Raw genomic sequence first — 22,206 nt, 5'->3', positions numbered from 1 at the left:
AGTTTTTAAGTTATTTCTCTTAAATTCAATTAGTTATTTGCAGATCAAACGTCATACCAATGAAGAATCTACTATATGTTCTCGCAGTTGGAATATTGATTTCTTGTGAAAGTACAGAGCCTCCTCTAATACCAGAAATTCTCGATGAAAATGTATTGAGACTTCATCAAGTGCTAGAAGGAACCTTAGTAACGCCAGCAGGAAAACTAAGAAGCGAATTCTTTTATTATGGTCCAGAGACATTACAATCTAGGACAGACTACTATTATGACACCCTAGATCGGGAGCTTTTGAAAGTACGAATACAAAATGGAGATACTACCTTAATTGAGTTAAACACATATTTAGCAAATGGAAAGCTCGATAAGACCAGTGTTTATATCCCAACACCATCGGGTTTTGCTTTTCGCTATAATTTTCAGAGCTACTATGAAAACGAGAGCAGAAAAATTGATGTCATAAGAGAGAAAGAAGGGGTTTTTGAACAGTATTCAAGATACATTTTCGATGAACTGGGCAGGCTTTCTACTTACAGGAGAGGAACTGAAATCAACTTCGACTTGCATGAGTATCTATATGAATCTGAAAATTCAGAATTAATTACAGGTGAAAATTATTCTCAGACGGGAATGACTGGACCTTTCTATCAGTATAAATACGATTATAACGATAAAGGCTTGCTCGTGTCGAAATCCCTCAAAATTTTAGGCCCCAATTACAGACCCGCATTTGAATACGATTATAATGCCGAAGGAAAACTAATAGAAGAGATTACTAATGACTTAAATTTTGGAACCACCCCGACAGAAAAAAAGATGTTCGAATATTACTAAACAATAAGAGCCTCATAACTTTTCTCAATTCCCTATAGACAAAAAAATCAACTCCCTCGGAACTTATTAATACGCTATTGGCTTTTGCACATATATTTGAAATTTAGAAATCAAAAACCAAACATACAATGTCAAAAGCAATAGAAATTACTGACGCAAACTTTGAAGAAATCATCAAATCTGAGCAGCCAATCCTAGTGGATTTTTGGGCTGAGTGGTGCGGACCTTGTAAAATGATCGGTCCAGTGGTGGAAGAACTAGCTGGAGATTATGATGGCAAAGCTGTCGTAGGTAAAGTAGACGTGGATGCAAATCCAGGTGTAGCTCAAGCGTTCGGAATCAGATCTATCCCAACACTCCTATTCTTCAAAGGTGGAGAAATCGTAGACAAGCAGGTTGGAGCAGTTCCAAAATCTGTTTTATCTCAAAAACTAGATGCTCAACTTTAATTAGTTGACTATATTACAGTCAGAGCCGCAAGGAATTCCTTGCGGCTTTTTTTATCTTCAAACTTTATGGCGGAGCAATTAATTTCTTTAGATGAGTTTTGGAGTTTGAGAGATCAGATTCCAGTGATCGATGCCCGTAGCGAAAAAGAATTTGATCAAAGCCATATACCAGGCTCTTTTAACATCCCAATCCTGAATAATACTGAGCGAATTCAAGTCGGCACGCTTTACAAAGAACGAGGCCCCGAAGAAGCCACTATCAAAGGATTTGAATTAGTTGGGCCTAGGTTTCATTTAATCCTAAAAGACGTCCTTAAACGCTTTCCTGAGAAAAAAATCATCATCTACTGCTGGCGTGGTGGAATGAGAAGTCATATTCTTGCTTGGCTACTAACTATGATAGGTTTTGAGATTTTCCGCTTAAGAGGTGGCTATAAAACTTATAGAACGTTCAGTTTTGATATGGTTAGAAAAGACTGGAACCTAATAGTTTTGGGTGGAAAAACAGGAACGGGTAAAACCCGACTACTTAAAAAACTTCAGGAATCTGGAGAGCAAACTATCGATTTGGAAGGGCTCGCTAACCATAAAGGATCCTCATTTGGTGCTATAGGCCAACCTGCTCAGCCCACGGTGGAGCAATTTGAGAACATATTTGCTGAAACTTTACAAAAGCTTGACCCTAAGAAACCAAGTTGGGTGGAAAATGAAAGCCGGAAAATCGGAAGATTGATTCTTCCGGACAATTTCTACCACCAAATGCTAGCATCACCCCTGATCGATATTTATAAGACTGATCAAGAACGAATCAATTTGATCGTAGAAGAATACGGAAGTTTACCTCAGGACGAGTTAATTCTCGCAGTTTTACGGATCAAAAAACGCCTCGGGGGATTACGGACTTCAGAAGCAATACAAGCAATTGTAGAAGGAAATCATGAAGCTTGGATCGCAAACATGCTAATCTACTATGATAAGGCTTATTCCTTTGATCTGGATAAGCACGCTGACGGGAAAACGATCCAATTAGACCTATCAGGAATCGACGAGGACACATCCACCAAAAAACTACTTGAAGCAAAATCCCAATTTCATGGAAAATACACCAACCCGACTAACTGAATGGAGTGAAGGCTCAGGCTGTGGTTGTAAAATCGCACCAGCCATTTTAGACCAAATCTTAAGTTCAAGTGGCTCCTTCACGCAATCTGACCCTAATTTATTGGTAGGAAATTCAGGAAAGGATGATGCTGCCGTTTACCAGGTTTCGGAAGATTTGGCGGTGATCAATACGGTTGACTTTTTTACTCCTATCGTAGATGATCCTTTTGACTTTGGTAGAATAGCTGCTGCAAATGCACTTTCAGATGTCTACGCCATGGGTGGTAAGCCAATTTTCGCGAATGCCATTCTAAGTTGGCCTGTGGAAAAACTTGCGCCTGAACTCGCAGCCAAGGTAATGGAAGGAGCAAAATCTATTTGCAAAGCTGCTGGAATTGAATTGGCAGGCGGACATTCCATTGCTGCTAAGGATCCTATTTTTGGCCTTTCAGTGAACGGAATTGTTCATCCGCATAAAATCAAAAAGAACCAAGGCGCTAAAATTGGCGATATCATTTACCTCACGAAACCGCTGGGAGTAGGCGTATTGGCTACAGCGCTTAAGCGTCAGAAGATATCTGATAAAGATTACCTGAGCTTACTTGATACCGCTTGTAGATTGAATTCTATTGGTGAAATCATTGGAAATCATGAGGAGGTCCATGCCATGACGGACGTCACAGGATTCGGATTGCTTGGGCATTTGATAGAAATGTGTGAGGGATCAGGCCTTTCAGCTGAAATAGATCTCCATAAACTCCCAATGATAGCTGGGGTACAGGAATACATCAATCAGTTTATTTTCCCTGATAATACCTACCGTAATTGGAATGCCTACAGCGCCAAAACAAAAGGAGTAGTCGGAATGGACTTGGTCAAACTTTGCGACCCACAAACTAGCGGCGGATTAATGGTTGCTGTAGATCCAGATAATAAGGATTGGTTTGAAGAAGCAATGAAGCTCCAAAATCAGGTGATCTGGGAGATTGGCAGATTCACAGAAAGATATGAGCAAGTGGTGGAAGTTTTGCAGTAGGACATTAGAGCCTTTGGAATCCACAGGCTCTTTTCTTAGCTCCTCTGATTATTAAATTAATGGCGAAACTCCCCCACTTACCATAAACTTCATCACATCAGAGCTTTTCACGCCTATTAGCGGAGTCACCTTATCTTTTGGTACCAATAATACATTCCCAGAGACATTGTAGCTGTGAGGGAAATAAACAGATACCATATCAGGCTCACCCACGATGGACATATCTTCCTGGGTAATAAAACCCAAACGGATAAGCGTATCGCTCAGCTGCACTTTGACAGGTGAGGAAAACTTCTTTTTGTCACCTACAAAAGCTCCCATCAAATCTTTGATACTGGTGTAGATCAAATTCACCAAAGGGATCTTGATCAGGCCTCTCTCAAACCAATCAAAAATAGGTTGAGCAAAGAATAGGCTTGCCAGATAGCCTACAAAAGTAATCAATGCCAAAACCATCAAAATACCAATTCCCGGCAGGGGTACTGGAATCAAGTTGTCCAGAAAAAGGATAGTTTGGAAAATTATATAAAGCGTCACTGCCACCGGAGTGATGAATAGCAAGCCCCGAAGAAAATAAGAAATGATGCGTTTGTAAGTAAATGCCATGGTGGTAAAATGAAAATCCTGATTATTACTCAATAATAATCAGGATTTAAACTGGAAGATAGCTTCCGCTTAAATTTCTTTAGATCAGTCTGGAAGCAATTTCACTTTCACACTTTTATAATAAATCACAGATTTAGGATCGTGTGCTTGAAGTGCGATGGTTCCATGATCAACTTTTTTGGTACCTAGATCACCTTTACGGTTTTCATCTTTGGATTGGTCATATACATTGACTGTTTCACCGTTTATTTTTACAGTTACTACATCTCCTTGTACGATGATATGCTCAGTGTACCACTCTCCGTCTTTTACATAGACATCTTTTACATCTTGGAAAGAATACACACTACCTGTTTTTCTCCAGTCAGTATGGCTTTGATTCACTTGGATTTCATAGCCTACATTTGGCCAGCCATCTTCTTGGTATTGGGTATGGATAAAAATACCGGAGTTGGCTCCTGGCATAGTCTTTACTTCTGCAATTACTTCAAAGTTGTTGAAGTCATGATTTGCTACTTCTCCATTATAGAAAGCATGACCTCGTGGTCCAGCCACTTTAATTACTCCATCTTCCACTTGAAAAGATTTAGAGTTTTCTGATATTTTCCAGCCGTCCAGATTTTCGCCATTGAATAGCTCAATCCAGTCTCCGCTTTGTGCGGTAGCAGAAAATGAAAGTGCTACAAAGCAGCACAATGCCAATAGGGTTTTCATAAGAGTCAGGGTTCTTGAATAGTAAATTAAAGGTAAAAGTTACGAGCTATTAGACAAAATCAAACACCGCTAAAAACAAAAGCTCCGAGATAGTATCTCGGAGCTTTTGAATATTTGAGCAAGAACCTGATTACAAATCGATTCCCATAAAGGACATAAACGCGATTCCCATCAATCCAGTTAGAAGCATTGTTATACCCAATCCTTTCAAGCCATTTGGAACATGTGAATATTTTAATTTCTCACGAATCGCAGCCAAGGCCACAATAGCAAGGCAAAATCCAGTACCAGATCCAAAACCATAAACAGCAGATTCTGCAAGCGTATAATCACGTTGTGCCATGAAAAGAGAACCACCTAGGATAGCACAATTTACTGCGATCAAAGGCAGAAATATACCCAAAGCACCGTAAAGAGCTGGAGCAAATTTCTCAACCACCATTTCCACCAATTGAACCATCGCTGCGATAATCGCAATAAACATGATGAATCTTAGAAAGGAGAGATCTATGTCTGCTAATCCTGCATTTACCCAAGATAAAGCGCCTTCTTTCAGTACATATTCATTCAACAACCAGTTCACCGGTACAGTCACAGTCAATACAAATATTACTGCTGCACCAAGACCAATTGCAGTAGTTACTTTCTTGGAAACTGCTAAGAAGGAACACATCCCAAGGAAGTAAGCGAAAATCATATTGTCGATAAAGATCGACCGAATACCTAAATTAAATAAATCCATTTCTTCAGTTGGTTTTAGTGTTCAACATATCCAGTTTTGGTACGCTGTACCCAAATCAATAATCCCAATACCATAAATGCCCCTACAGGAGAGACCATGAGGCCATTTGTTGCCAGTTGGAAGTCAGGACCAAATAAGCCGGATATATAGTCGTAAATAGGAATTCCAAAAACAGCACCTGATCCTAGCAGTTCTCTAAAGAATGCTACAGTCAAGATAATCCAAGAGTATCCTAGAGCAGACCCAAATCCATCAAGAATGGAATCATATGGTTTATTACCCAAAGCGAAAGCTTCTAAACGACCCATTACTATACAATTGGTAATGATCAAACCAACGAATACGGATAGTTCTTTGTACATATCATATGCAAAAGCTTTCAATACCTCATTCACTAAAGTTACCAAGGTAGCTACTACTGCAAGCTGTACGATAATCCTAACTCGGCTAGGAATAGTATTTCTCATAAGAGAAATCAAAAAATTTGACATCACAATTACGAAGATAACCGCAATAGCCATAACCAGTGTAGGTTTCATTTGCGTCGTAACTGCAAGAGCAGAACAAATGCCAAGTACCTGAATGGTCACTGGGTTGTCATCAATCAAAGGATCAGTTACCAGTTTTTTCCTGCGCTTGGAGAGTAATGCCTCTGCAGGCTTTTTTTCTATAGTTTCAGCACTCATATTTAATAATTATTGAGTTGAATAGTTCGATTATAGTGTTGCTACAGATGAAGAAGACTTCTTATTTTCAATGTAGGCTTCATAGTAGCCCAAGTAATTCTTAAGCATATTATTAACTCCTTTAGCAGTAATCGTAGCTCCAGACATACCGTCCACCTGATGAGGATCATCAGAATAGTCTTTGCCTTCCCCTTTTTGCATCTCCACTGCTACTAACTCTCCTGATTCATTGTAAATAGTCTTGCCTTCATATCTCTGTTGAACACCTGGCTCAGTGATTCTAGCACCAAGACCTGGAGTCTCGCCAGCGTGAGCCAAAGTAATCCCACCCACTGTGTTCATATCTGTTTCTAAAGCCACATATCCCCAGATTGCATCCCAAAGACCTGCTCCGTAAAGAGGTAAAATATAATTCTCAGCTGCTTCAGGACTTCCCTCTGCATGATAAATATACACTGGGTATAGTCTTTCTTCTGCTGGCTTTTTATAGTTCTTAGCGATATCCACAGTTTCTGCAGTGACAGCTACTCCTTCACGCTCAGTAACTTCTTTGCCACTTAGATCTACTACAACGGAAGCAATTCTGCTATTATAGTAGTCATTCACCTCCTGAGGAGTCATGGCAGCAATCTCTTCTCCAGATATAACTGCACCCAAGATTTGCTTTTTGTTATCTAAAGCAATTGCTTCTTTTTGCATTGGACCCAAAACTTGAGAAGTCCCTGAAAGAAGTAATCCTAGAACCACCGTCAAGATGACGGAGAACGTAATAATATAAGTATTAGACTGTTGCACGTTGTAACCTCCTTGTTTTATTTGCCTTAACTACATAATAATCGATCAGTGGAGCGAACACGTTCATGAATAGAACCGCTAGCATAATTCCCTCAGGATAAGCTGGGTTAGTCACTCGAATGATCACAGTCAGGAATCCGATCAATAAACCGTATATCCATTTACCCGTTTCTGTCTGAGCGGCAGATACTGGATCAGTTGCCATAAAGACAATTCCAAAGGCTAAACCACCCATCACCCAGTGGTACTGAGGAGGTAAAGCCATGTATTCATTTACTGCAAATAGATTCATCACAAAGCCCATGATGTATGCTCCTGCAAATCCTGAGAAGATAATCTTCCAGCTAGCAACGCCAGTAGCAATTAAAATCGCCGCGCCAACCAAAGCCATCAAAGTAGATGTCTCACCGATGAAGCCAGGAATCCAACCCATAAATAGATTTGCAAATTCATATAATCCTGATCCCAAAACTGTATTATGGGCAGCTAAAGCCTCTACTGCTGACTGGGTTCCTTCTACGCCTGCATTGTAAACTACTGAAAGAGCAGTAGCTCCTGAGAAACCATCAACTGGCATCTTATCACCTAAGTAAGTCCAAACCTGGTCACCAGAAATCTGTGCCGGGTAAGCAAAATACAAAAACGCTCTTGCTGTCATGGCTACGTTTAACACATTCATACCAGTACCACCGAATACTTCCTTTGCAATCACTACTGCAAATACAGTAGCTAAAGCTACTTGCCACAAAGGAGTAGTAGCAGGCACTACCAAAGGAATAAGCATCCCTGTTCCCAGGAAGCCTTCGTTGATCGGGTGCTTACGCACGATTGCGAAAACTGCTTCTACAACACCACCGGCTGTATAGGCTACTAAAACAAGAGGAAGCACGAGCATTGCTCCAATGCCTAACTTCTCACCAAAATTCTCCCACAAACCGGCTGTTCCGCCAGTTGCGAGTAAATGCTGATGACCAGTATTGTACATACCAAAAAGCAAACAAGGAATCATAGCAATTACCACTGTGATCATCATTCGCTTCAAATCAATAGCATCTTTTACCTGAGCACCTTTGATGCCGGTAGTATGCTTAGGGCTGAACATAAATGTCTCCCCTGCTTCAAACGCGTAATATAGACTTTCAAGCTTGCCACCTTTTTCGAAAAGTGGCTTCTGCTTGTCCAATAAATCTCTTAGAAACTTCATATGGATTAACTGTATTGGATTAATTCAATTCCTTTTCTCACCAACTCCTGCACAGGATGCTTTGACACATCCACAAACTCGCAAAGAGCTAAATCTTCTTCCACGATCTCATAGATTCCCAATTCTTCGATTTCGTCAAAATCCTCAGCCATAATAGCTTTCAAAAGATAAACTGGAAGTATATCCATGGGAGTAACAGATTCAAAAACACCAGTTTGCACGAATGCTCTTTCTTCGCCTCTACCGTTTGAATCCATGACGAATTCTTTATTTGGTGTAAGGAAGGAAAGTAATCCTAGTGCTCTGTGGTAACTCAATCTAGTGGTAGGTTTTGCCCATCCCATGAACTCATAGTAATCACCCTCAGGAATAACGGTAATCTGATTGTGATAGAAACCTAAGAAACCTTCCAACGAAATTTTCTCTCCAGTAAGGACATTTCCAGAGATCACTCTTACGTGACCTGAATTAAGATTTCCTTTCACAAAAGTAGAAACAGAAGCTCCCATGTACGTCTTTACATAGGCAGCCTTGGTCAATTCAGAACCGGTTACTGCTATAACTTTAGAAGCATCGTAAACACCTTCTAAAATTAATTTCCCGATCTGAGCAACTCCGTATGGAGTGATCGTCCAAGCGATTTCACCTTTATTGATCGGATCTAAGTGGTGAATCTGCACTCCTACATTTCCTGCAGGGTGCGGTCCAGAGAATTTGTTCACTTGAGCGCCTTTCAATTCTGCAAAAACAGATGGAGTCGCCTTTGAGCCGTCCACATTCAGGTGGACTTTGCCACTTGTCAGTTTAGCCAAAGCTTCAATTCCTGCCTGAAGATATTTCTCTTGGCCCTGCAATGCGAAAGCATAGTCTGGAGCCAATGGATGGGTATCAAAAGCAGATATGAAAATACTCTTAGGAGTATCCGCTGGATTTGCGACTATACCGTAAGGTCTTTGGATGATGTTTGGCCAAACACCACTCGCTGCCAGTTTTGCTGCCAAAGCATCTCTATCTAGAGAAGCAATATTAACAGCACCTAGTTGCTCGTGGACGATGGTAGCATCCGCCAAAATACTGATTTCAAGCAATTTCCTGCGATCGCCTCTTTTAATCTCGACAATTTTGCCGGAAACAGGAGCCGCATAAATTACTTGATCCAATGCTTTGTCGATCAGGACTGGAGTACCTGCCTTAACGGTATCTCCTTCATTGACAAGAACTTTAGGGCGCTGGAGCCCGATAAAGTCTGTCGGCTTAATTGCGAAGGTTTGAGCCGGGGCGAAATCAGCAAGCTCTTGCTTAGCCTTTCCCACCAAGTTGATGTCAAAACCTTTCTTAAGCTTCACTATTTTAGACATATCTGTTTTTGAACTATGAGCTTTTGAAAAACGCCCCAAATCTAATAAATAACCTTTTTAATTTGAGGGTATATGAACTTTAATGTTTGAACTTTTGGAAGAATGGCTTCCTAAGTTTTTAAATAACTCTATTTTAAACTGAAAGCACCCCTTCTTCGAGTGATTCCACGTATGATTTCACTTGCTCCATCAGCCACATTGGTGTAGATGTTGCTCCGCATATCCCTACTTTTTCATCTTTTTGAAACCAATCTGGATTAATCTCTTTCTCATTTTCAATGAAATAGCTTCTTTCATTTTGAGCCAGACACACTTGATGAAGTGCCTTGCCATTTGAGCTTTTCTTTCCAGACACAAATAAAATCACATCATTTTCCTGAGAAAATCGCTGTAGCTGTGGTTCACGATTAGACACCTGCCGGCAAATCGAATCATTTGCATTGAAAGTTTCTCGCGTAAGTTCTTGCTTAGCAGCCTGAATGCGATCTTCTATTTTCTGAGAAATCTCATAGAAGCCTTTCGTGCTTTTGGTAGTCTGACTGAAAAGCGTCACAGGTCTGGTAAAATCTATCTTTTCCAAATCAGCCTCTTCCATCACCACGATAGCCTTTTCCAAAGTCTGTCCAGTCAAGCCAATTACTTCCGCATGGCCTTTTTTACCATAAATAACAATCTGTCCGTCTTCACGCTCCATTTTATCGAATGCACTTTTCACGCGATGTTGTAGCTTCAACACTACTGGACAGGAAGCATCAATTAGTTCAATATTGTTTTCTATGGCAGTTCTATAGGTCTCAGGCGGTTCGCCATGTGCGCGAATCAACACCTTGCAATCATGCAATTCTGACAACTGCTCTCGATCTATAACAACCAAACCTTTGGCGCTAAGACGCGAAACCTCCATATCATTATGCACGATATCGCCTAGGCAATACAGCTGGTCGCTTTGCTCCATCTCATCCTCCGCCATTTTGATGGCAAATTCGACACCGAAGCAATACCCAGAGTTTTTATCAATGCTTACCTGCATAGCTCTCTTGTTTATCAATAATTTGTCTTGCCGAGTGGACGATCTTCCCCACCTGCTCCGCAAAGGTAATATTACTGGTATCTACCTCCAGAGCATCTGGCATTTTCTTTAGTGGGCTTTCTACACGAGAAGAATCTACTCTGTCTCGATCAGCGAGGTTAGCTTTAATCTCTTGCAAGTCCACCAACTCTCCTTTTTCCAAAAGCTCTTCTTGCCTTCTGATAGCACGAGTATCTAAGTCCGCAGTCATAAACACTTTCAGATCTGCATTAGGAAAAACTACCGAGCCAATATCACGTCCATCCATTACCACTCCTTTTTTCTTTCCAAGTCGTTGCTGCTGCGCTACCAACTCTTTTCTGATGGCAGCGACCGTGGCGACTTCAGACACTTTATTGGAAATTCGCATAGTACGGATCTCACCCTCCACATTCAAACCATTGAGATAGGTCTCTTGTTTATGGGTGTCCGGATTTAGATGAAAAGAAATCTCTAAGGATTTAAGCCCTTTTTCCACATCATGTGGATTGGATGGAGAAAGGAAATTATTCAAAAAGTGTAGAGTCGCCGCTCTATACATGGCTCCGGAATCGATGTACGTATATCCCAAGTCCTTGGCAACTGCTTTGGCAGTGGAGCTCTTCCCACATCCAGAATATCCATCGATGGCGATGACGATTTTATTCATTCAAAAACCCGCTTGATTCGTTTTTTTATTACTGCGCAAATATAGTAGTTTTAATCCAAACCTATCCCCAACACTCGGAACCGAATCACTAATACAGATTCTCTCCAAGTAATTCAATCATACATTTTCATGCAGATCCAAGGACAATTCGTCGATATATCAAAACGTAAAATCCACTCCGTTTCAATCACTATACTCGAAGGAAAAATATCAAAATTCGAGCATATCGAAGCTGATCCTTCCTTGCCCTACCTTATGCCTGGCTTTATCGATGCGCATGTGCATGTGGAAAGCTCCATGCTTGTTCCTTCGGAATTCGCCCGACTTGCTGTAGTTCATGGCACGGTGGCGACAGTCTCCGATCCACACGAGATCGCCAATGTCTGCGGAATGCAAGGCGTTGAATACATGATAGAAAACGGAAAGCAGGTTCCTTTCAAATTCTACTTCGGTGCCCCGTCCTGCGTTCCAGCCACGCCTTTCGAGACGGCCGGCGGTGAGATCAATGCAGCAGATATTGAAAACCTGATGTCTCGCCCCGAGATTCATTACCTCGCGGAAATGATGAACTGGCCCGGAACGGTGAATCGGGATGAGCTGGTGATGGAGAAAATCCGAATCTCAAAGAAATACGGCAAACCCATCGATGGACATGCACCAGGACTAAAAGGAGAACTGGCAGAGAAATACGTCAGTGCTGGCCCAAGCACCGATCATGAGTGTTTCACGGCTGAGGAAGCCTTAGGGAAATTAAAGCTGGGAATGAAAATCGCTATCCGAGAAGGTTCGGCTGCTAAAAACTTCGAAGCACTTATAGATCTGATCGATGAATACCCTGAGATGATTATGTTTTGTTCAGATGACAAGCATCCGGATAATCTGGCAGTTTCTCATATCAATGAACTTGCGGCTAGAGCTATCGCAAAAGGCAAAGATGTTTTTAATGTACTTCAGGCAGCTTGTCTGAATCCTATCGCTCACTATGCGATGAATGTTGGACAACTGAGAGAAGGAGATCCTGCAGATTTTATTCTGGTAAATGACTTGAAAGACTTTCAGGTAATTAGCACCTACATTGATGGAGAGAAAGTAGCGGAGAATGGAAAGACGCTGATTCAGCCAATCACAAACGAGATCATCAACAATTTTAATACTTCTCTTAAAACCCCTGAAGACTTTCAAATCAAAGCAAACGGCTCCAAAGTCAGAGTAATCGAGGCACTAGATGGACAATTGATCACACCAGAAATTTCTGGAGAGATTCTAATCAAAGATGGCTTTGCAGAATCGAATCCAGCCGAGGACATCTTGAAAATCACCGTGGTCAATCGCTACAAAGATGCTCCACCAGCGGTGGCTTTCATCAAAAACTTCGGATTGAAAACGGGAGCGATCGCTTCCTCAGTTGGACACGACTCACATAATATCATAGCAGTAGGAATCGATGATGAATCCATTTGCAAAGCCGTCAATCTAATAATCGAAGCCAAAGGTGGTGTTTCTGCAGTTTCCAGAAATCAGGAAGAAATACTTCCGCTACCAGTCGGAGGAATCATGTCAGCTTCAGACGGATATGAAGTTGTTGCTTCATACACGAAGATCGATAGACTTGCCAAGGAAATGGGAGCAACGCTTAGTTCTCCTTTTATGACGCTAAGCTTTATGGCTCTGCTCGTAATTCCTGATTTGAAACTGAGCGACAAGGGTTTATTTAATGGACAGCGATTTGAGTTTGAGGAGGTGTTTTTGGAAGATTGATTGGAATTGTAAAGAAATACGATAGAAATGAAAGAATCAGAATCGACAAAATCAGCAAGAACACAAGGTATCATACTATTGATTGGAGCAACAATAGCCCTAATCATTTTTTTACTAAAGAGATAATATTAAGACGTTAAAACCTACTCCTCATTATTTAATTGCATCATAATGCACTAACACCGAACAATAATCTCAAACATTTCAAAGTGAAAAATATGAACGTCAATAGATTTGGTGAAATCCATAAAGCCCAATCCACTGGATCTGTGGTGACGGTGATTTCTTATATCACAAATGCCGCTATGAGAAGAATAAATGGGCTGGAATTCCTACTTATTCCGTTGATCATCCTCATTTCCTTGACGATTATTGGTTCTGCTTATTACCTTTTTCAAACTTTGAACCACAAGGAAGAAATTGAGAACTCACGTAAAAACATAACTGCTTTCGTAATCAGAATTGTCATTAACGTTGTGCTGCTTCTGCTTATCTTATTTTGAAAAGCGAGATTTTTAGATTTCTGAAAGAAGAATTTTCTCATAGGATTAAATCAAAAAGTTAGTTTAATTTAATCCCGATTCTAACTAAATAACTTTTGGCTAAGGCAGACCCTATTAAAACCTCCATTGGAATACTGGTTGTCCTTTCAGCCTTTATCTTCCTCTCCTTTTTTCCCATCATTAATCCTCTGGAGCAAATCATTGCAGGGTTCAAAAGATATATCACTGAGCTTCCTCAGGAGAAAGTTTACCTGCATCTAGACAGAGCTCAATATTCCTCTGGGGAGACTATTTGGCTTAAAGCTTACCTGACCGCTGGTCCATACCACGAAGCTTCTTTACTCAGCAACACTATTTATGTAGAGTTGATCAATAGTTCCGGTGAAGTTATACAGCAGCATCAGCTTTTTTCTCCAGAAGGTTTTGCCGCAGGTCAGGTAGAATTAGATGAATCCCTTCCCTCAGGAAACTACCTAGTTCGCTCCTATACCAATTGGATGCGGAATGCCGATGCAGCTTATTTTTTTCATAAACAGATAAAAATCTGGAATACCCAAGACCCCATCAATAATGTGTTAAGTGATGAAACCATAGCTCTTCAGTTTTTTCCCGAAGGAGGTAATTTAGTCAATGGGATCATGAGTAAAGTAGGCTTCAAAGCTATCGGAAAGGACGGATTGGGTAAAGTAGTGAGCGGAAAAGTCTTTGAAGACGAACAGGAAGTTGCTACGTTTGAAAGCAATAAATTGGGTATGGGTGTTTTTGCCTTGATGCCCAAAGAAGGGAAGAAATACACAGCATTATTAGAGAATAGCGATGAAATAGTACCGCTGCCAAAAGCCCTTGATTCAGGAATAATTCTCTCTGTGACGAATTCGCCTACTACAGCAGATATCCTCGTGAAGGTTCAAGCTTCAGAGAATTCCACCCTTCAAACTGTCTATCTTTTGGCGCAAACACGTGGAATAGTCTGTGCATCTAGCCAGGCTGATCTTTCTAGAAAAGTAAGCTTTACCCGAATCCCAAAGAAAGAATTTCCCTCAGGAATCGCTCAAATCACTGTGATGGATGAAAACGGAAATCCTTTAGCAGAGAGAATAATTTTCATTGACCACCAAGATCAGATGAAAATCACTGTATCTATGGACAAATCGGTTTATAAGCCTAGAGAACGAGTTCAAATTGATATAGAAGCAAAGGATAAAGAGGGAAATCCAGTCGCGGCCAATATGTCATTGAGCGTATTTGACGGAAGTCAGGTAGCTCTGAATGAAAACAAGGAAACAATACAATCGAACCTTTTGCTTTCCTCAGAACTGAAAGGGCATATCGAATCACCCGGATACTATTTCAATCTCACAAATCAGGATCGCACAAAAGACTTGGATATCCTTATGCTGACGCAAGGCTGGCGGAGATTTACAATAAAAGAAGCATTGAGCGAAAACGTGACAGATCCTGAATATGGCGTTGAAAAAGGATTGACGATCATAGGAGTACTTACTGATGAAAAGAAAAATCAGCCAGTAGAATCCGGAACTGTATCCTACCTGTCGTTATTTCCCTTCCCAGAATCAAAAACAGTACTAACCAATTCAAGAGGTGAGTTTGAAATCCATGACCTTATCTTCTTTGACTCTACGAAAATAATCCTACAGGGGAAAACAAGCAATGGTAGAATAGCTACTATTTTGACAGAAAGCTCCTATAGTTCGCCACAGCTATCCTACCAAATCCCTTCTACTTTCACCCAAGCTTCGGCTTTGGAGCAGAATTTCTTAACAAAAGCTGCCGTGCGTCTAGCTATTGATAAAGCATTTGACTTTGATAACTCGGAATTTGCCCTTGAGGGAGTAGAAGTGAGGGCAAAAAGAATAGATCAACCCTCCAATATCTCCAGTACTTATGGCGCTGGAACTGTACAGATGCAAGTGGCTGGCAAGCCGGCACTAGAAAACCTGATGAATCCGTTAGATCTACTGAGAGGCAGAGTGGCTGGTGTACAAATAACGGGATATGGAGAAACTGCGAAGATTCTCATCCAAGGAATGAATTCTATCAACAGCAGTATGGAACCGATGCTCATGGTGGATGACATTCAAGTAAAACTAGAATCCTTGCTCACTATCCCTGTGCAAGAAATCGAAGGCTACCGAGTATGGAAGGGAGCGGACACGGCGATATTCGGTGCTAGAGGATCAAATGGAGTAATTGGATTTTACACGAGGAAAGACCTTGGTACTGATAAAAAACCAATCCAACAGGATGCCGCATTGACCATGAAGGGCTATCAGGTAGAAAAGGAATTCTACTCACCCAAATATCCAGCAGATATCAGTTCACTTCCTAAACCAGATCAGCGCGCCACTCTTTTTTGGGCACCGAATATCCAGACAAATTCGTCGGGAAAGGCCTCTGTATCTTTCTATAATTCTGATGCAGAGCATTTGATTTATGGAGAGATAGAAGGAATTAGTGGAGGCGGTAAGCCTGGATCTACAAAATTTAACTACACTATTGAAAAGTAATCCCTAAAGTAAAAACCCTCCAGATTTAAAAATCTGGAGGGTTTTTCACTAAATATCCGAAGTAAAGTGGAATTCTATATCAGGGTAATTATCCATTACCATCTGAAGCCAGGCTTTTGACTCGGCCATAAAGACCAGCTTGCCGTCTTTATCATGAGCGATGTGACGGTTTTTGGAACGGACAAATTCTTCCAGTTGCTTTTTGTCCTTGCTCGTGATCCAGCAGGCTTTATACAGGTTCATCGGATGAAACTCCACCGTGGCATTGTATTCGTTTTTCAAGCGGAACTGGATTACTTCAAACTGAAGTTGACCAACTGTCCCGACTACTTTTCTAGAACCCATATCGAAGGTGAACATCTGCGCCACTCCTTCTTCCATGAGTTGTTTCAGGCCTTTTTCGAGTTGCTTGGTCTTCATCGCATCCTTGTTCACCACTTCACGGAAAATCTCCGGCGAGAAACTCGGAATACCTACAAACTGCATGTCTTCACCATCCGTCAGCGTATCGCCGATCTTCAGATTTCCAGTATCATACAAGCCTACAATATCTCCTGGAAATGCCTCATCGACCATTTCCTTATCCTGCGCCATAAACTGAGTCACATTGGAAAAGCGCAATGGCTTTGGTCCACGCACGTGATTGTAAGGTTTGTTCCGCTCAAAAGTCCCTGAGCATATTCTCAAGAATGCAATCCGGTTCCGGTGATTTGGATCCATGTTGGCGTGAATCTTAAATACAAAACCTGAGAATTTCTTCTCATCAGGCTTCACCTCACGCTCCTCAGTTCTACGGCTTTTCGGTGCTGGCGCAATTTTGATAAAGGTATCCAACATCTCATTGATGCCGAAGTTATTCACCGCTGAGCCAAAGAACACCGGCGCTACTTTTCCTTCCAAATATTCTGTAGGATCAAAATCAGGATACACTCCTTCAATCAATTCAACATCTTCGCGAAGCTGATTAGCGTAGTTTTTCCCGATTAATTCTTCCAATTCCGGATCATTCACGTCTTCAAAAGATTGGCGAACATCACTGAGTTTTCGTTGAGACGGGGTAAAAAGATTGAGTTTGTGATCAAACAGATTGTAAACACCTTTGAATGTCTTTCCCATGCCGATAGGCCAAGAAAGCGGACGGCACTGAATATTCAATTTTTGCTCTACTTCCTCGATCAATTCGTAAGGATCACGTCCCTCTCTATCGAGTTTGTTGATAAAGCAGATCACAGGCGTATTTCTCATCCGGCAAACTTCCATAAGCTTCTCCGTCTGAATCTCCACCCCTTTCACACAGTCAATTACCATAATGACCGAATCGACCGCCGTCAATGTGCGGTAAGTATCCTCAGCAAAATCCTGGTGATCAGGCGTATCAAGCAGGTTGATTTTGATGTCTTTGTATTCGAAACCCATGACAGAAGTAGCCACAGAGATACCTCTTTGCTTCTCTATTGCCATCCAATCCGACTTGGTTCCTGTGTCGATTTTATTGGATTTCACCGCACCCGCAGTCTGTATCGCACCACCAAAAAGCAACAACTTTTCAGTCAAAGTAGTCTTTCCTGCATCAGGGTGAGCAATAATTGCAAAGGTTCTACGCTTCTGGATTTCTTCTTTCAAACTCATGGGTGACATCAAATTAAGGCTGCAAAGGTAGGGAAAAAATAGGTGGAAAGAATTTACGAATTACGATTTTGGATTTACGAGTTCAATTGGGACTTCGATCTTTGCCTACAAGTTTACCTTCATTCTTTTTTCAAAAAGCTCAGAATAGTAGTTTTCGCTTAACTCTATCGGGAATCTCGTAAATCATATATCCGAAATCACAAATCCCTAATACTCCAAGATTCCCTCGGTAATAAACTGTGAGGCCCCTTCATGATTTCCGTGAAGCAATATCCTAAAGGTGGTTCCTACTCCAACTTCTGAGTTTTTGACAAAAATCCTCCCGCCATGATATCCTTCCACGATTCTTTTTGCGAGTGTCAAACCCAGCCCCCAACCTCTTTGACGGGTAGAGAATCCTGGATTAAATACACGTTTGTACATTCGCTTTTCCATGCCCTTCCCGGTGTCTGTGATATCTATAATCACATACTTATCACTATCCTGTAGAATGGTAATATCAATCTGCCCTTTACCCTTCATCGCATCTACAGCATTTTTACAGATATTTTCTATCACCCACTCAAACAGTGGCTTATTCATCATCGCATCGAGATCCTTAGTGTCTGCATGAATATTCAAATCCACTTTGGTAGATATTCTCGGACGGAGGTAATTAATTGTTTCGTCAATTGCTTCGTAGACATTCCCTGATTGGATCACGGGCTTACTGCCAATACTGCTAAATCGCTCCGTCACCATCCTCAGCTTCACCACGTCCTTATCCATTTCGGTGATGATTTCCTTATTTTCCTCCCAGACTGGAGAGTTCCGCAGGTAATCAATCCAAGCCATCAAAGAAGCGATCGGCGTTCCCAATTGATGCGCAGTTTCTTTAGTAAGACCAGCCCACACACGGTTTTGCTCCGCAATTTTACTTTGGTTAAAAAGCGCATAAGCCAATACGCCAAAAATCAGAATAATTCCTAATTGCACGTAAGGATAATACTTTAGATTAATCAGCAATTCAGAGTTCCTGTAATAAACCAGAATATCTGCCTCTGGAAGCAAAATAGGTTCGTACTCCGCTCGCATCTCTGCCAGCTCCTTTTGCAGCGTTTCTGCAGAATCGGCAGCACTTGCATTATTCTTAAAAGGTATATTTCTAAATTCAATAGGATTGGCCGAATCATCCACCATAATGATCGGAATGGAATAATTCTGTTGGATGATCTCCTGGTTGATAAACGTGAGATTCTCCATCGTAGTAGCTGCATACTCCAGCGCACTGGACAGCAATTCGATCTGCCTCCTTTCCCGCTCGCGCAATTCCTCCACCAGACTATTAGTATACCAAATCGAACCTGCTCCTATGATTAGTGAGGCCGCAACGACAAGCCATTTGACTTGCTTCTTATTTGTATAAAAATCTAAAGAGGTAAGGTCTTGAAATCTTTTTTTCATTAATCAAACTTGAATTACTACCGTTACTAACTTCCCAATCACATAGATAGTATGACTTGAAGATAGAATTTATCAGTTGGGAAGGTATCGACCTATGGAGTAAATTTATACTTTAATTCAAGCAGAGAAAATTAAACAACTTAAATATGAAATCGAGCATCCCTCCGGCGTCACAAAACGGGATAGTTATATCGCATGCTAGATTCCATATGACACTAGAAAAACAAACAACAGACATATGAAAACGAATGACATTGGATTAGAAATCAAAGAAAGTAAGGTATTGGTAGAAAAACTTAATGACCTACTAGCTAATTATCAGATTTACTACCAGAATTTGAGGAATTTTCATTGGAATGTTTCCGGCCCAAATTTCTTTGAGCTTCATGCCAAATTTGAAGAACTTTACAATGCTGCGAACTTGGCAGTAGACGAAACTGCAGAACGAATTTTGACTTTAGGGGCCAGACCACTTTCTTCATATCAGGAATACATTGACACTGCTTCTATCAAAGAGGCAAAAGAAATTACAGATCCCATGAAAATGGTGGAGATAATCAAGTCAAATATGAACACCCTTTTGCAACTCGAAAGAGAAACCCTCGAAGCAGCAGGAGCATCAGGCGATGAGGGAACGGCTTCCCTGATGAGTGACTACATTACTGCAAAAGAAAAAGTAGTATGGATGCTTTCTGCGTATTTGAGATAATAAGAATGATCTTCCCCCAATAACGCCTAAACTAAAATCCCGACCAGCAACTGATCGGGATTTTTTTCTATCAAAAATTGCTACTTCTTGACTCTTTTTTCTGACTCTTGATTTATTGGTATTTAGCTCTACCACCTTGATATTTATATTTTGCTACAAAATATTAAGATTTTAGCTTCTCAATTATTCGTCTTGATCCACTTCCAAAGTGTCTTATAGCTTGGCTTTGTTCCATGCATCAGAATTCCTATTCGGTAGATCTTACCCGCTACCCAAGTAGTAAATAAAAAGCCAACGATTAAAAGCCCCATAGATAAAGCTAGCTCCCAAAATGGCACGCCATAACTTACCCTACCCATCATCGCAATCGGCGAAGTCAGCGGAACTACTGATAGCCAAAATGACGTAGTGCTGGTGGGATCATTCAGTACAAAAACAAACAAACCCATGTAGGCTACAATCAAAGGAATAGTCACGGGTAACATAAACTGCTGCGCGTCCGAAGGTGCATCCACCGCAGATCCAATCGCTGCAAACAAAGCTCCATACAATAGGTATCCGCCCAAGAAGTAAAAAACAAAACTTAAGGCTATCTCCATGTAATTAATTCCTGCGATCACTTGCAGAATTTCACCCATTTCTGTGTTTTGAGCTAGGCCTTGAGCCAATTCAGGATTGGCCAATTCCATCGCCTGTTGCTGGGGCATTTGCATCCCTAGAAAGCCCGTCACAATAGTCGTCAACGTTCCCACTAGCACGATCCAAATTAGAAGTTGAGTTAGTCCAACTCCAGCAATGCCAATGATTTTTCCCAGCATCAGCTGAAAAGGCTTCAGTGAAGAAACCAATATCTCCACGATCCTACTGGACTTTTCTTCAATCACACCTTGCATAATCTGATTGCCATAGATGAAAATGAACATGTAGATCAAAATGCCTGCAACAAAGCCTATTGCATAATTCACTGTCGCGTCGCTTACAGTTTCTGTCCCCTCTTCATCTAGCGTAATGGATTTGATCGCCACTTTTGTCCGGACATCATTTATAATTTTTGGATCAATTCCACTTTCAAAAAGCCGTTGTTCCTCGATTTTCTTCCGCAGATTATTTTCCAAATAGCTGATCAGACTCATACTTGGATTTTCTTCTCCATAAAAAGAAATCCCCGTTGGATCTTTTATATCAAACTTAGGGATATGCAGAAAGCCGTAACGGTCTCCATCCTGTACTAATTTCTTGGCTTCTTCAGAGTTTATATCCGAAAAGGAAAAAGCATACTGCTCAGAACTTTCCAAGAAAAACAGCTTATTATCATCTACCACCTCGATGATTCTCAGCGCTTGATTGTCTTCCTCTTCTAAAGCGATCCACACGAAAATTCCCATGATGGCTGGGAAAATCAAAGGAGTCAATAAGGTGACAAGCAAAAACGATTTCTTTTTGACGCGAGCTACATACTCACGCTGAATTACTAACCAGATCTTATCCATTTTCTGTTGACTTTACCTGGTGAATAAAAATTTCTTCCATACTCGGAATCAGTTCTTGAAACTGGCTCACTTGACCATATTGCATTAACTCATTGAGAAGTTCATTTGGCAATTTCCCACTAAGAGGTAGCGTAAAACTGTAGCTTCCTTCGTCTTCTTTGGATATCCACTCCGTCGGCAAATCTCTAGTAAGGTGATCAAGAGTTATCGTATAGACTTCCGGTCTATAGATGGATTTCACCTGCTTGATTGTACCATCCAAGATTTTCTTCGAGCGATTGATCATTGCGACCTGGTCGACACAGCAGCTCTACAGACTCCATTCTGTGAGTACTGAGGATCACTGTGGTGCCTTTCTCCTTGAGTTCCAAAATCTCATTTTTGATGATTTCTGCATTAACTGGATCAAAACCGGAGAAAGGTTCATCGAGGATCAAGAGCGGAGGATTATGAATTATTGTGGAGATAAACTGGACTTTCTGCGCCATGCCTTTGGATAGATCTTCAATCTTCTTGTCCTTCCAAGTCTCCATTTCCAGCTTTTCCAGCCAGTATTTGATCTTCAGTTTGGCCTCATGAGGACTAAGTCCTTTTAATCTCGCGAAATAAAGCATCTGATCCCAGACCTTCATTTTCTTATAAAGCCCACGCTCTTCTGGCAAGTAGCCAATCAGTCCAATATGCTTAGGTGCCAAAAGCTCACCGCCAATGTAAACTTCACCGCTATCGCTATCTATAATCTGATTAATAATCCGAATCAGCGTGGTTTTACCCGCTCCATTTGGCCCGAGAAGTCCAAAAACCACACCTTCGGATACATTTAAATCCACCTCTGTAAGTGCTTTATTGACTCCGTAGGATTTATTAAGCTTATTGATTTTTAACATATCTGAAAAAATAGGAA

General features: G+C 41.1%; 22 protein-coding genes. 8 read left to right on the top strand and 14 right to left on the bottom strand.

What is annotated here, in order from left to right; translation table 11 throughout:
• Positions 1-59: 59 nt before the first annotated feature.
• From AC0L6R_RS13270 to selD, 4 genes are all read left to right on the top strand, one after another.
• On the top strand, positions 60-833 hold the full coding sequence (locus tag AC0L6R_RS13270) for a hypothetical protein (protein ID WP_473271615.1): 774 nt from the start codon (positions 60-62) through the stop codon (positions 831-833).
• Between the two features lie 128 nt (positions 834-961).
• Positions 962-1,282 (top strand): thioredoxin, encoded by a 321-nt coding sequence (trxA, locus tag AC0L6R_RS13265; protein ID WP_111612532.1) that lies wholly within the window; start codon positions 962-964, stop codon positions 1,280-1,282.
• A 66-nt stretch (positions 1,283-1,348) separates the two neighbouring features.
• Entirely contained in the window at positions 1,349-2,404 is a 1,056-nt protein-coding gene (gene mnmH / locus AC0L6R_RS13260; RefSeq protein WP_473271614.1) for a tRNA 2-selenouridine(34) synthase MnmH, read from the top strand.
• The gene (gene selD, locus AC0L6R_RS13255; RefSeq protein WP_473271613.1) at positions 2,376-3,419 is read left to right on the top strand and encodes a selenide, water dikinase SelD; all 1,044 of its coding nucleotides are present in this window, start codon (positions 2,376-2,378) and stop codon (positions 3,417-3,419) included. The genes mnmH and selD overlap by 29 nt, the downstream gene beginning before the upstream one ends.
• Positions 3,420-3,470: 51 nt before the next feature.
• On the opposite strand, the gene AC0L6R_RS13250 is transcribed toward selD, so the two are convergent.
• From AC0L6R_RS13250 to cmk, 9 genes are all read right to left on the bottom strand, one after another.
• The gene (locus AC0L6R_RS13250; RefSeq protein WP_473271640.1) at positions 3,471-4,025 is read right to left on the bottom strand and encodes a DUF502 domain-containing protein; all 555 of its coding nucleotides are present in this window, start codon (positions 4,023-4,025) and stop codon (positions 3,471-3,473) included.
• Positions 4,026-4,109: 84 nt separating this feature from the next.
• Positions 4,110-4,739 carry a 3-keto-disaccharide hydrolase gene (locus AC0L6R_RS13245; RefSeq protein ID WP_473271612.1) on the bottom strand — a complete coding sequence of 210 codons (630 nt, stop codon included), beginning with the start codon at positions 4,737-4,739 and terminating at the stop codon, positions 4,110-4,112.
• A 130-nt stretch (positions 4,740-4,869) separates the two neighbouring features.
• A complete protein-coding gene (gene nqrE / locus AC0L6R_RS13240) occupies positions 4,870-5,481 on the bottom strand; it encodes an NADH:ubiquinone reductase (Na(+)-transporting) subunit E (RefSeq protein WP_283414660.1) in 612 nt (203 codons plus the stop codon).
• A 14-nt stretch (positions 5,482-5,495) separates the two neighbouring features.
• The gene (locus AC0L6R_RS13235; protein WP_283414661.1) at positions 5,496-6,167 is read right to left on the bottom strand and encodes an NADH:ubiquinone reductase (Na(+)-transporting) subunit D; all 672 of its coding nucleotides are present in this window, start codon (positions 6,165-6,167) and stop codon (positions 5,496-5,498) included.
• A 30-nt stretch (positions 6,168-6,197) separates the two neighbouring features.
• Positions 6,198-6,962, bottom strand: coding sequence for an NADH:ubiquinone reductase (Na(+)-transporting) subunit C (gene nqrC, locus AC0L6R_RS13230; RefSeq protein WP_283414662.1), 765 nt, complete (start codon positions 6,960-6,962; stop codon positions 6,198-6,200).
• Positions 6,949-8,166, bottom strand: coding sequence for an NADH:ubiquinone reductase (Na(+)-transporting) subunit B (locus AC0L6R_RS13225; protein WP_473271611.1), 1,218 nt, complete (start codon positions 8,164-8,166; stop codon positions 6,949-6,951). Before AC0L6R_RS13225 ends, nqrC begins: the two co-directional genes overlap by 14 nt.
• A gap of 5 nt (positions 8,167-8,171) precedes the next feature.
• On the bottom strand, positions 8,172-9,524 hold the full coding sequence (locus AC0L6R_RS13220) for a Na(+)-translocating NADH-quinone reductase subunit A (RefSeq protein ID WP_283414664.1): 1,353 nt from the start codon (positions 9,522-9,524) through the stop codon (positions 8,172-8,174).
• Positions 9,525-9,657: 133 nt separating this feature from the next.
• On the bottom strand, positions 9,658-10,554 hold the full coding sequence (locus AC0L6R_RS13215) for a 4-hydroxy-3-methylbut-2-enyl diphosphate reductase (protein WP_473271610.1): 897 nt from the start codon (positions 10,552-10,554) through the stop codon (positions 9,658-9,660).
• Positions 10,538-11,242, bottom strand: a complete 705-nt coding sequence (cmk, locus tag AC0L6R_RS13210; protein WP_283414666.1) for a (d)CMP kinase — start codon at positions 11,240-11,242, stop codon at positions 10,538-10,540. The genes AC0L6R_RS13215 and cmk overlap by 17 nt, the downstream gene beginning before the upstream one ends.
• 129 nt (positions 11,243-11,371) lie before the next feature.
• On the opposite strand from cmk, the gene ade reads away from it, so the two are divergent.
• The 3 genes from ade to AC0L6R_RS13195 all read left to right on the top strand — a co-directional run bounded on the left by ade (position 11,372) and on the right by AC0L6R_RS13195 (position 16,031).
• Complete coding sequence (gene ade / locus AC0L6R_RS13205; RefSeq protein WP_473271609.1) at positions 11,372-13,000, top strand: adenine deaminase; 1,629 nt, start codon at positions 11,372-11,374, stop codon at positions 12,998-13,000.
• 218 nt (positions 13,001-13,218) lie between these two features.
• Complete coding sequence (locus tag AC0L6R_RS13200; protein WP_473271608.1) at positions 13,219-13,503, top strand: hypothetical protein; 285 nt, start codon at positions 13,219-13,221, stop codon at positions 13,501-13,503.
• 95 nt (positions 13,504-13,598) lie between these two features.
• Positions 13,599-16,031 (top strand): TonB-dependent receptor plug domain-containing protein, encoded by a 2,433-nt coding sequence (locus AC0L6R_RS13195; protein ID WP_473271606.1) that lies wholly within the window; start codon positions 13,599-13,601, stop codon positions 16,029-16,031.
• 48 nt (positions 16,032-16,079) lie between these two features.
• On the opposite strand, the gene AC0L6R_RS13190 is transcribed toward AC0L6R_RS13195, so the two are convergent.
• On the bottom strand, positions 16,080-17,660 hold the full coding sequence (locus AC0L6R_RS13190; RefSeq protein ID WP_473271605.1) for a peptide chain release factor 3: 1,581 nt from the start codon (positions 17,658-17,660) through the stop codon (positions 16,080-16,082).
• 207 nt (positions 17,661-17,867) lie between these two features.
• Positions 17,868-19,103 carry a sensor histidine kinase gene (locus AC0L6R_RS13185; protein WP_283414671.1) on the bottom strand — a complete coding sequence of 412 codons (1,236 nt, stop codon included), beginning with the start codon at positions 19,101-19,103 and terminating at the stop codon, positions 17,868-17,870.
• A 238-nt stretch (positions 19,104-19,341) separates the two neighbouring features.
• Between AC0L6R_RS13185 and AC0L6R_RS13180 the strand changes: the two genes are divergently transcribed.
• Positions 19,342-19,812, top strand: coding sequence for a Dps family protein (locus AC0L6R_RS13180; RefSeq protein WP_283414672.1), 471 nt, complete (start codon positions 19,342-19,344; stop codon positions 19,810-19,812).
• Positions 19,813-19,991: 179 nt separating this feature from the next.
• Here AC0L6R_RS13180 and AC0L6R_RS13175 read toward each other — a convergent pair whose 3' ends face one another.
• Genes AC0L6R_RS13175 through AC0L6R_RS13165 form a run of 3 tightly spaced genes read right to left on the bottom strand, consistent with a single transcriptional unit; the run spans position 19,992 to position 22,189 of the window.
• Positions 19,992-21,302 carry an ABC transporter permease gene (locus AC0L6R_RS13175; protein ID WP_283414673.1) on the bottom strand — a complete coding sequence of 437 codons (1,311 nt, stop codon included), beginning with the start codon at positions 21,300-21,302 and terminating at the stop codon, positions 19,992-19,994.
• A complete protein-coding gene (locus AC0L6R_RS13170) occupies positions 21,295-21,543 on the bottom strand; it encodes a DUF4162 domain-containing protein (RefSeq protein WP_473271604.1) in 249 nt (82 codons plus the stop codon). Before AC0L6R_RS13170 ends, AC0L6R_RS13175 begins: the two co-directional genes overlap by 8 nt.
• Positions 21,527-22,189, bottom strand: a complete 663-nt coding sequence (locus tag AC0L6R_RS13165; RefSeq protein WP_473271603.1) for an ABC transporter ATP-binding protein — start codon at positions 22,187-22,189, stop codon at positions 21,527-21,529. The genes AC0L6R_RS13170 and AC0L6R_RS13165 overlap by 17 nt, the downstream gene beginning before the upstream one ends.
• Positions 22,190-22,206 lie beyond the last annotated feature (17 nt).

Source organism: Algoriphagus sp. 10J20-15 (genome assembly GCF_055809615.1).
Note: the sequence above shows the minus strand (reverse complement) of the source record. Positions and strands in the feature narration are given on the sequence as shown.

Coding starts and splice junctions, on each gene's coding strand:
- AC0L6R_RS13270 (WP_473271615.1), top strand. CDS start 60: ATGAAGAATCTACTATATGTTCTCGCAGTTGGAATATTGATTTCTTGT.
- trxA (WP_111612532.1), top strand. CDS start 962: ATGTCAAAAGCAATAGAAATTACTGACGCAAACTTTGAAGAAATCATC.
- mnmH (WP_473271614.1), top strand. CDS start 1,349: ATGGCGGAGCAATTAATTTCTTTAGATGAGTTTTGGAGTTTGAGAGAT.
- selD (WP_473271613.1), top strand. CDS start 2,376: ATGGAAAATACACCAACCCGACTAACTGAATGGAGTGAAGGCTCAGGC.
- AC0L6R_RS13250 (WP_473271640.1), bottom strand. CDS start 4,025: ATGGCATTTACTTACAAACGCATCATTTCTTATTTTCTTCGGGGCTTG.
- AC0L6R_RS13245 (WP_473271612.1), bottom strand. CDS start 4,739: ATGAAAACCCTATTGGCATTGTGCTGCTTTGTAGCACTTTCATTTTCT.
- nqrE (WP_283414660.1), bottom strand. CDS start 5,481: ATGGATTTATTTAATTTAGGTATTCGGTCGATCTTTATCGACAATATG.
- AC0L6R_RS13235 (WP_283414661.1), bottom strand. CDS start 6,167: ATGAGTGCTGAAACTATAGAAAAAAAGCCTGCAGAGGCATTACTCTCC.
- AC0L6R_RS13225 (WP_473271611.1), bottom strand. CDS start 8,166: ATGAAGTTTCTAAGAGATTTATTGGACAAGCAGAAGCCACTTTTCGAA.
- AC0L6R_RS13220 (WP_283414664.1), bottom strand. CDS start 9,524: ATGTCTAAAATAGTGAAGCTTAAGAAAGGTTTTGACATCAACTTGGTG.
- AC0L6R_RS13215 (WP_473271610.1), bottom strand. CDS start 10,554: ATGCAGGTAAGCATTGATAAAAACTCTGGGTATTGCTTCGGTGTCGAA.
- cmk (WP_283414666.1), bottom strand. CDS start 11,242: ATGAATAAAATCGTCATCGCCATCGATGGATATTCTGGATGTGGGAAG.
- ade (WP_473271609.1), top strand. CDS start 11,372: ATGCAGATCCAAGGACAATTCGTCGATATATCAAAACGTAAAATCCAC.
- AC0L6R_RS13200 (WP_473271608.1), top strand. CDS start 13,219: ATGAACGTCAATAGATTTGGTGAAATCCATAAAGCCCAATCCACTGGA.
- AC0L6R_RS13190 (WP_473271605.1), bottom strand. CDS start 17,660: ATGAGTTTGAAAGAAGAAATCCAGAAGCGTAGAACCTTTGCAATTATT.
- AC0L6R_RS13185 (WP_283414671.1), bottom strand. CDS start 19,103: ATGAAAAAAAGATTTCAAGACCTTACCTCTTTAGATTTTTATACAAAT.
- AC0L6R_RS13180 (WP_283414672.1), top strand. CDS start 19,342: ATGAAAACGAATGACATTGGATTAGAAATCAAAGAAAGTAAGGTATTG.
- AC0L6R_RS13175 (WP_283414673.1), bottom strand. CDS start 21,302: ATGGATAAGATCTGGTTAGTAATTCAGCGTGAGTATGTAGCTCGCGTC.
- AC0L6R_RS13165 (WP_473271603.1), bottom strand. CDS start 22,189: ATGTTAAAAATCAATAAGCTTAATAAATCCTACGGAGTCAATAAAGCA.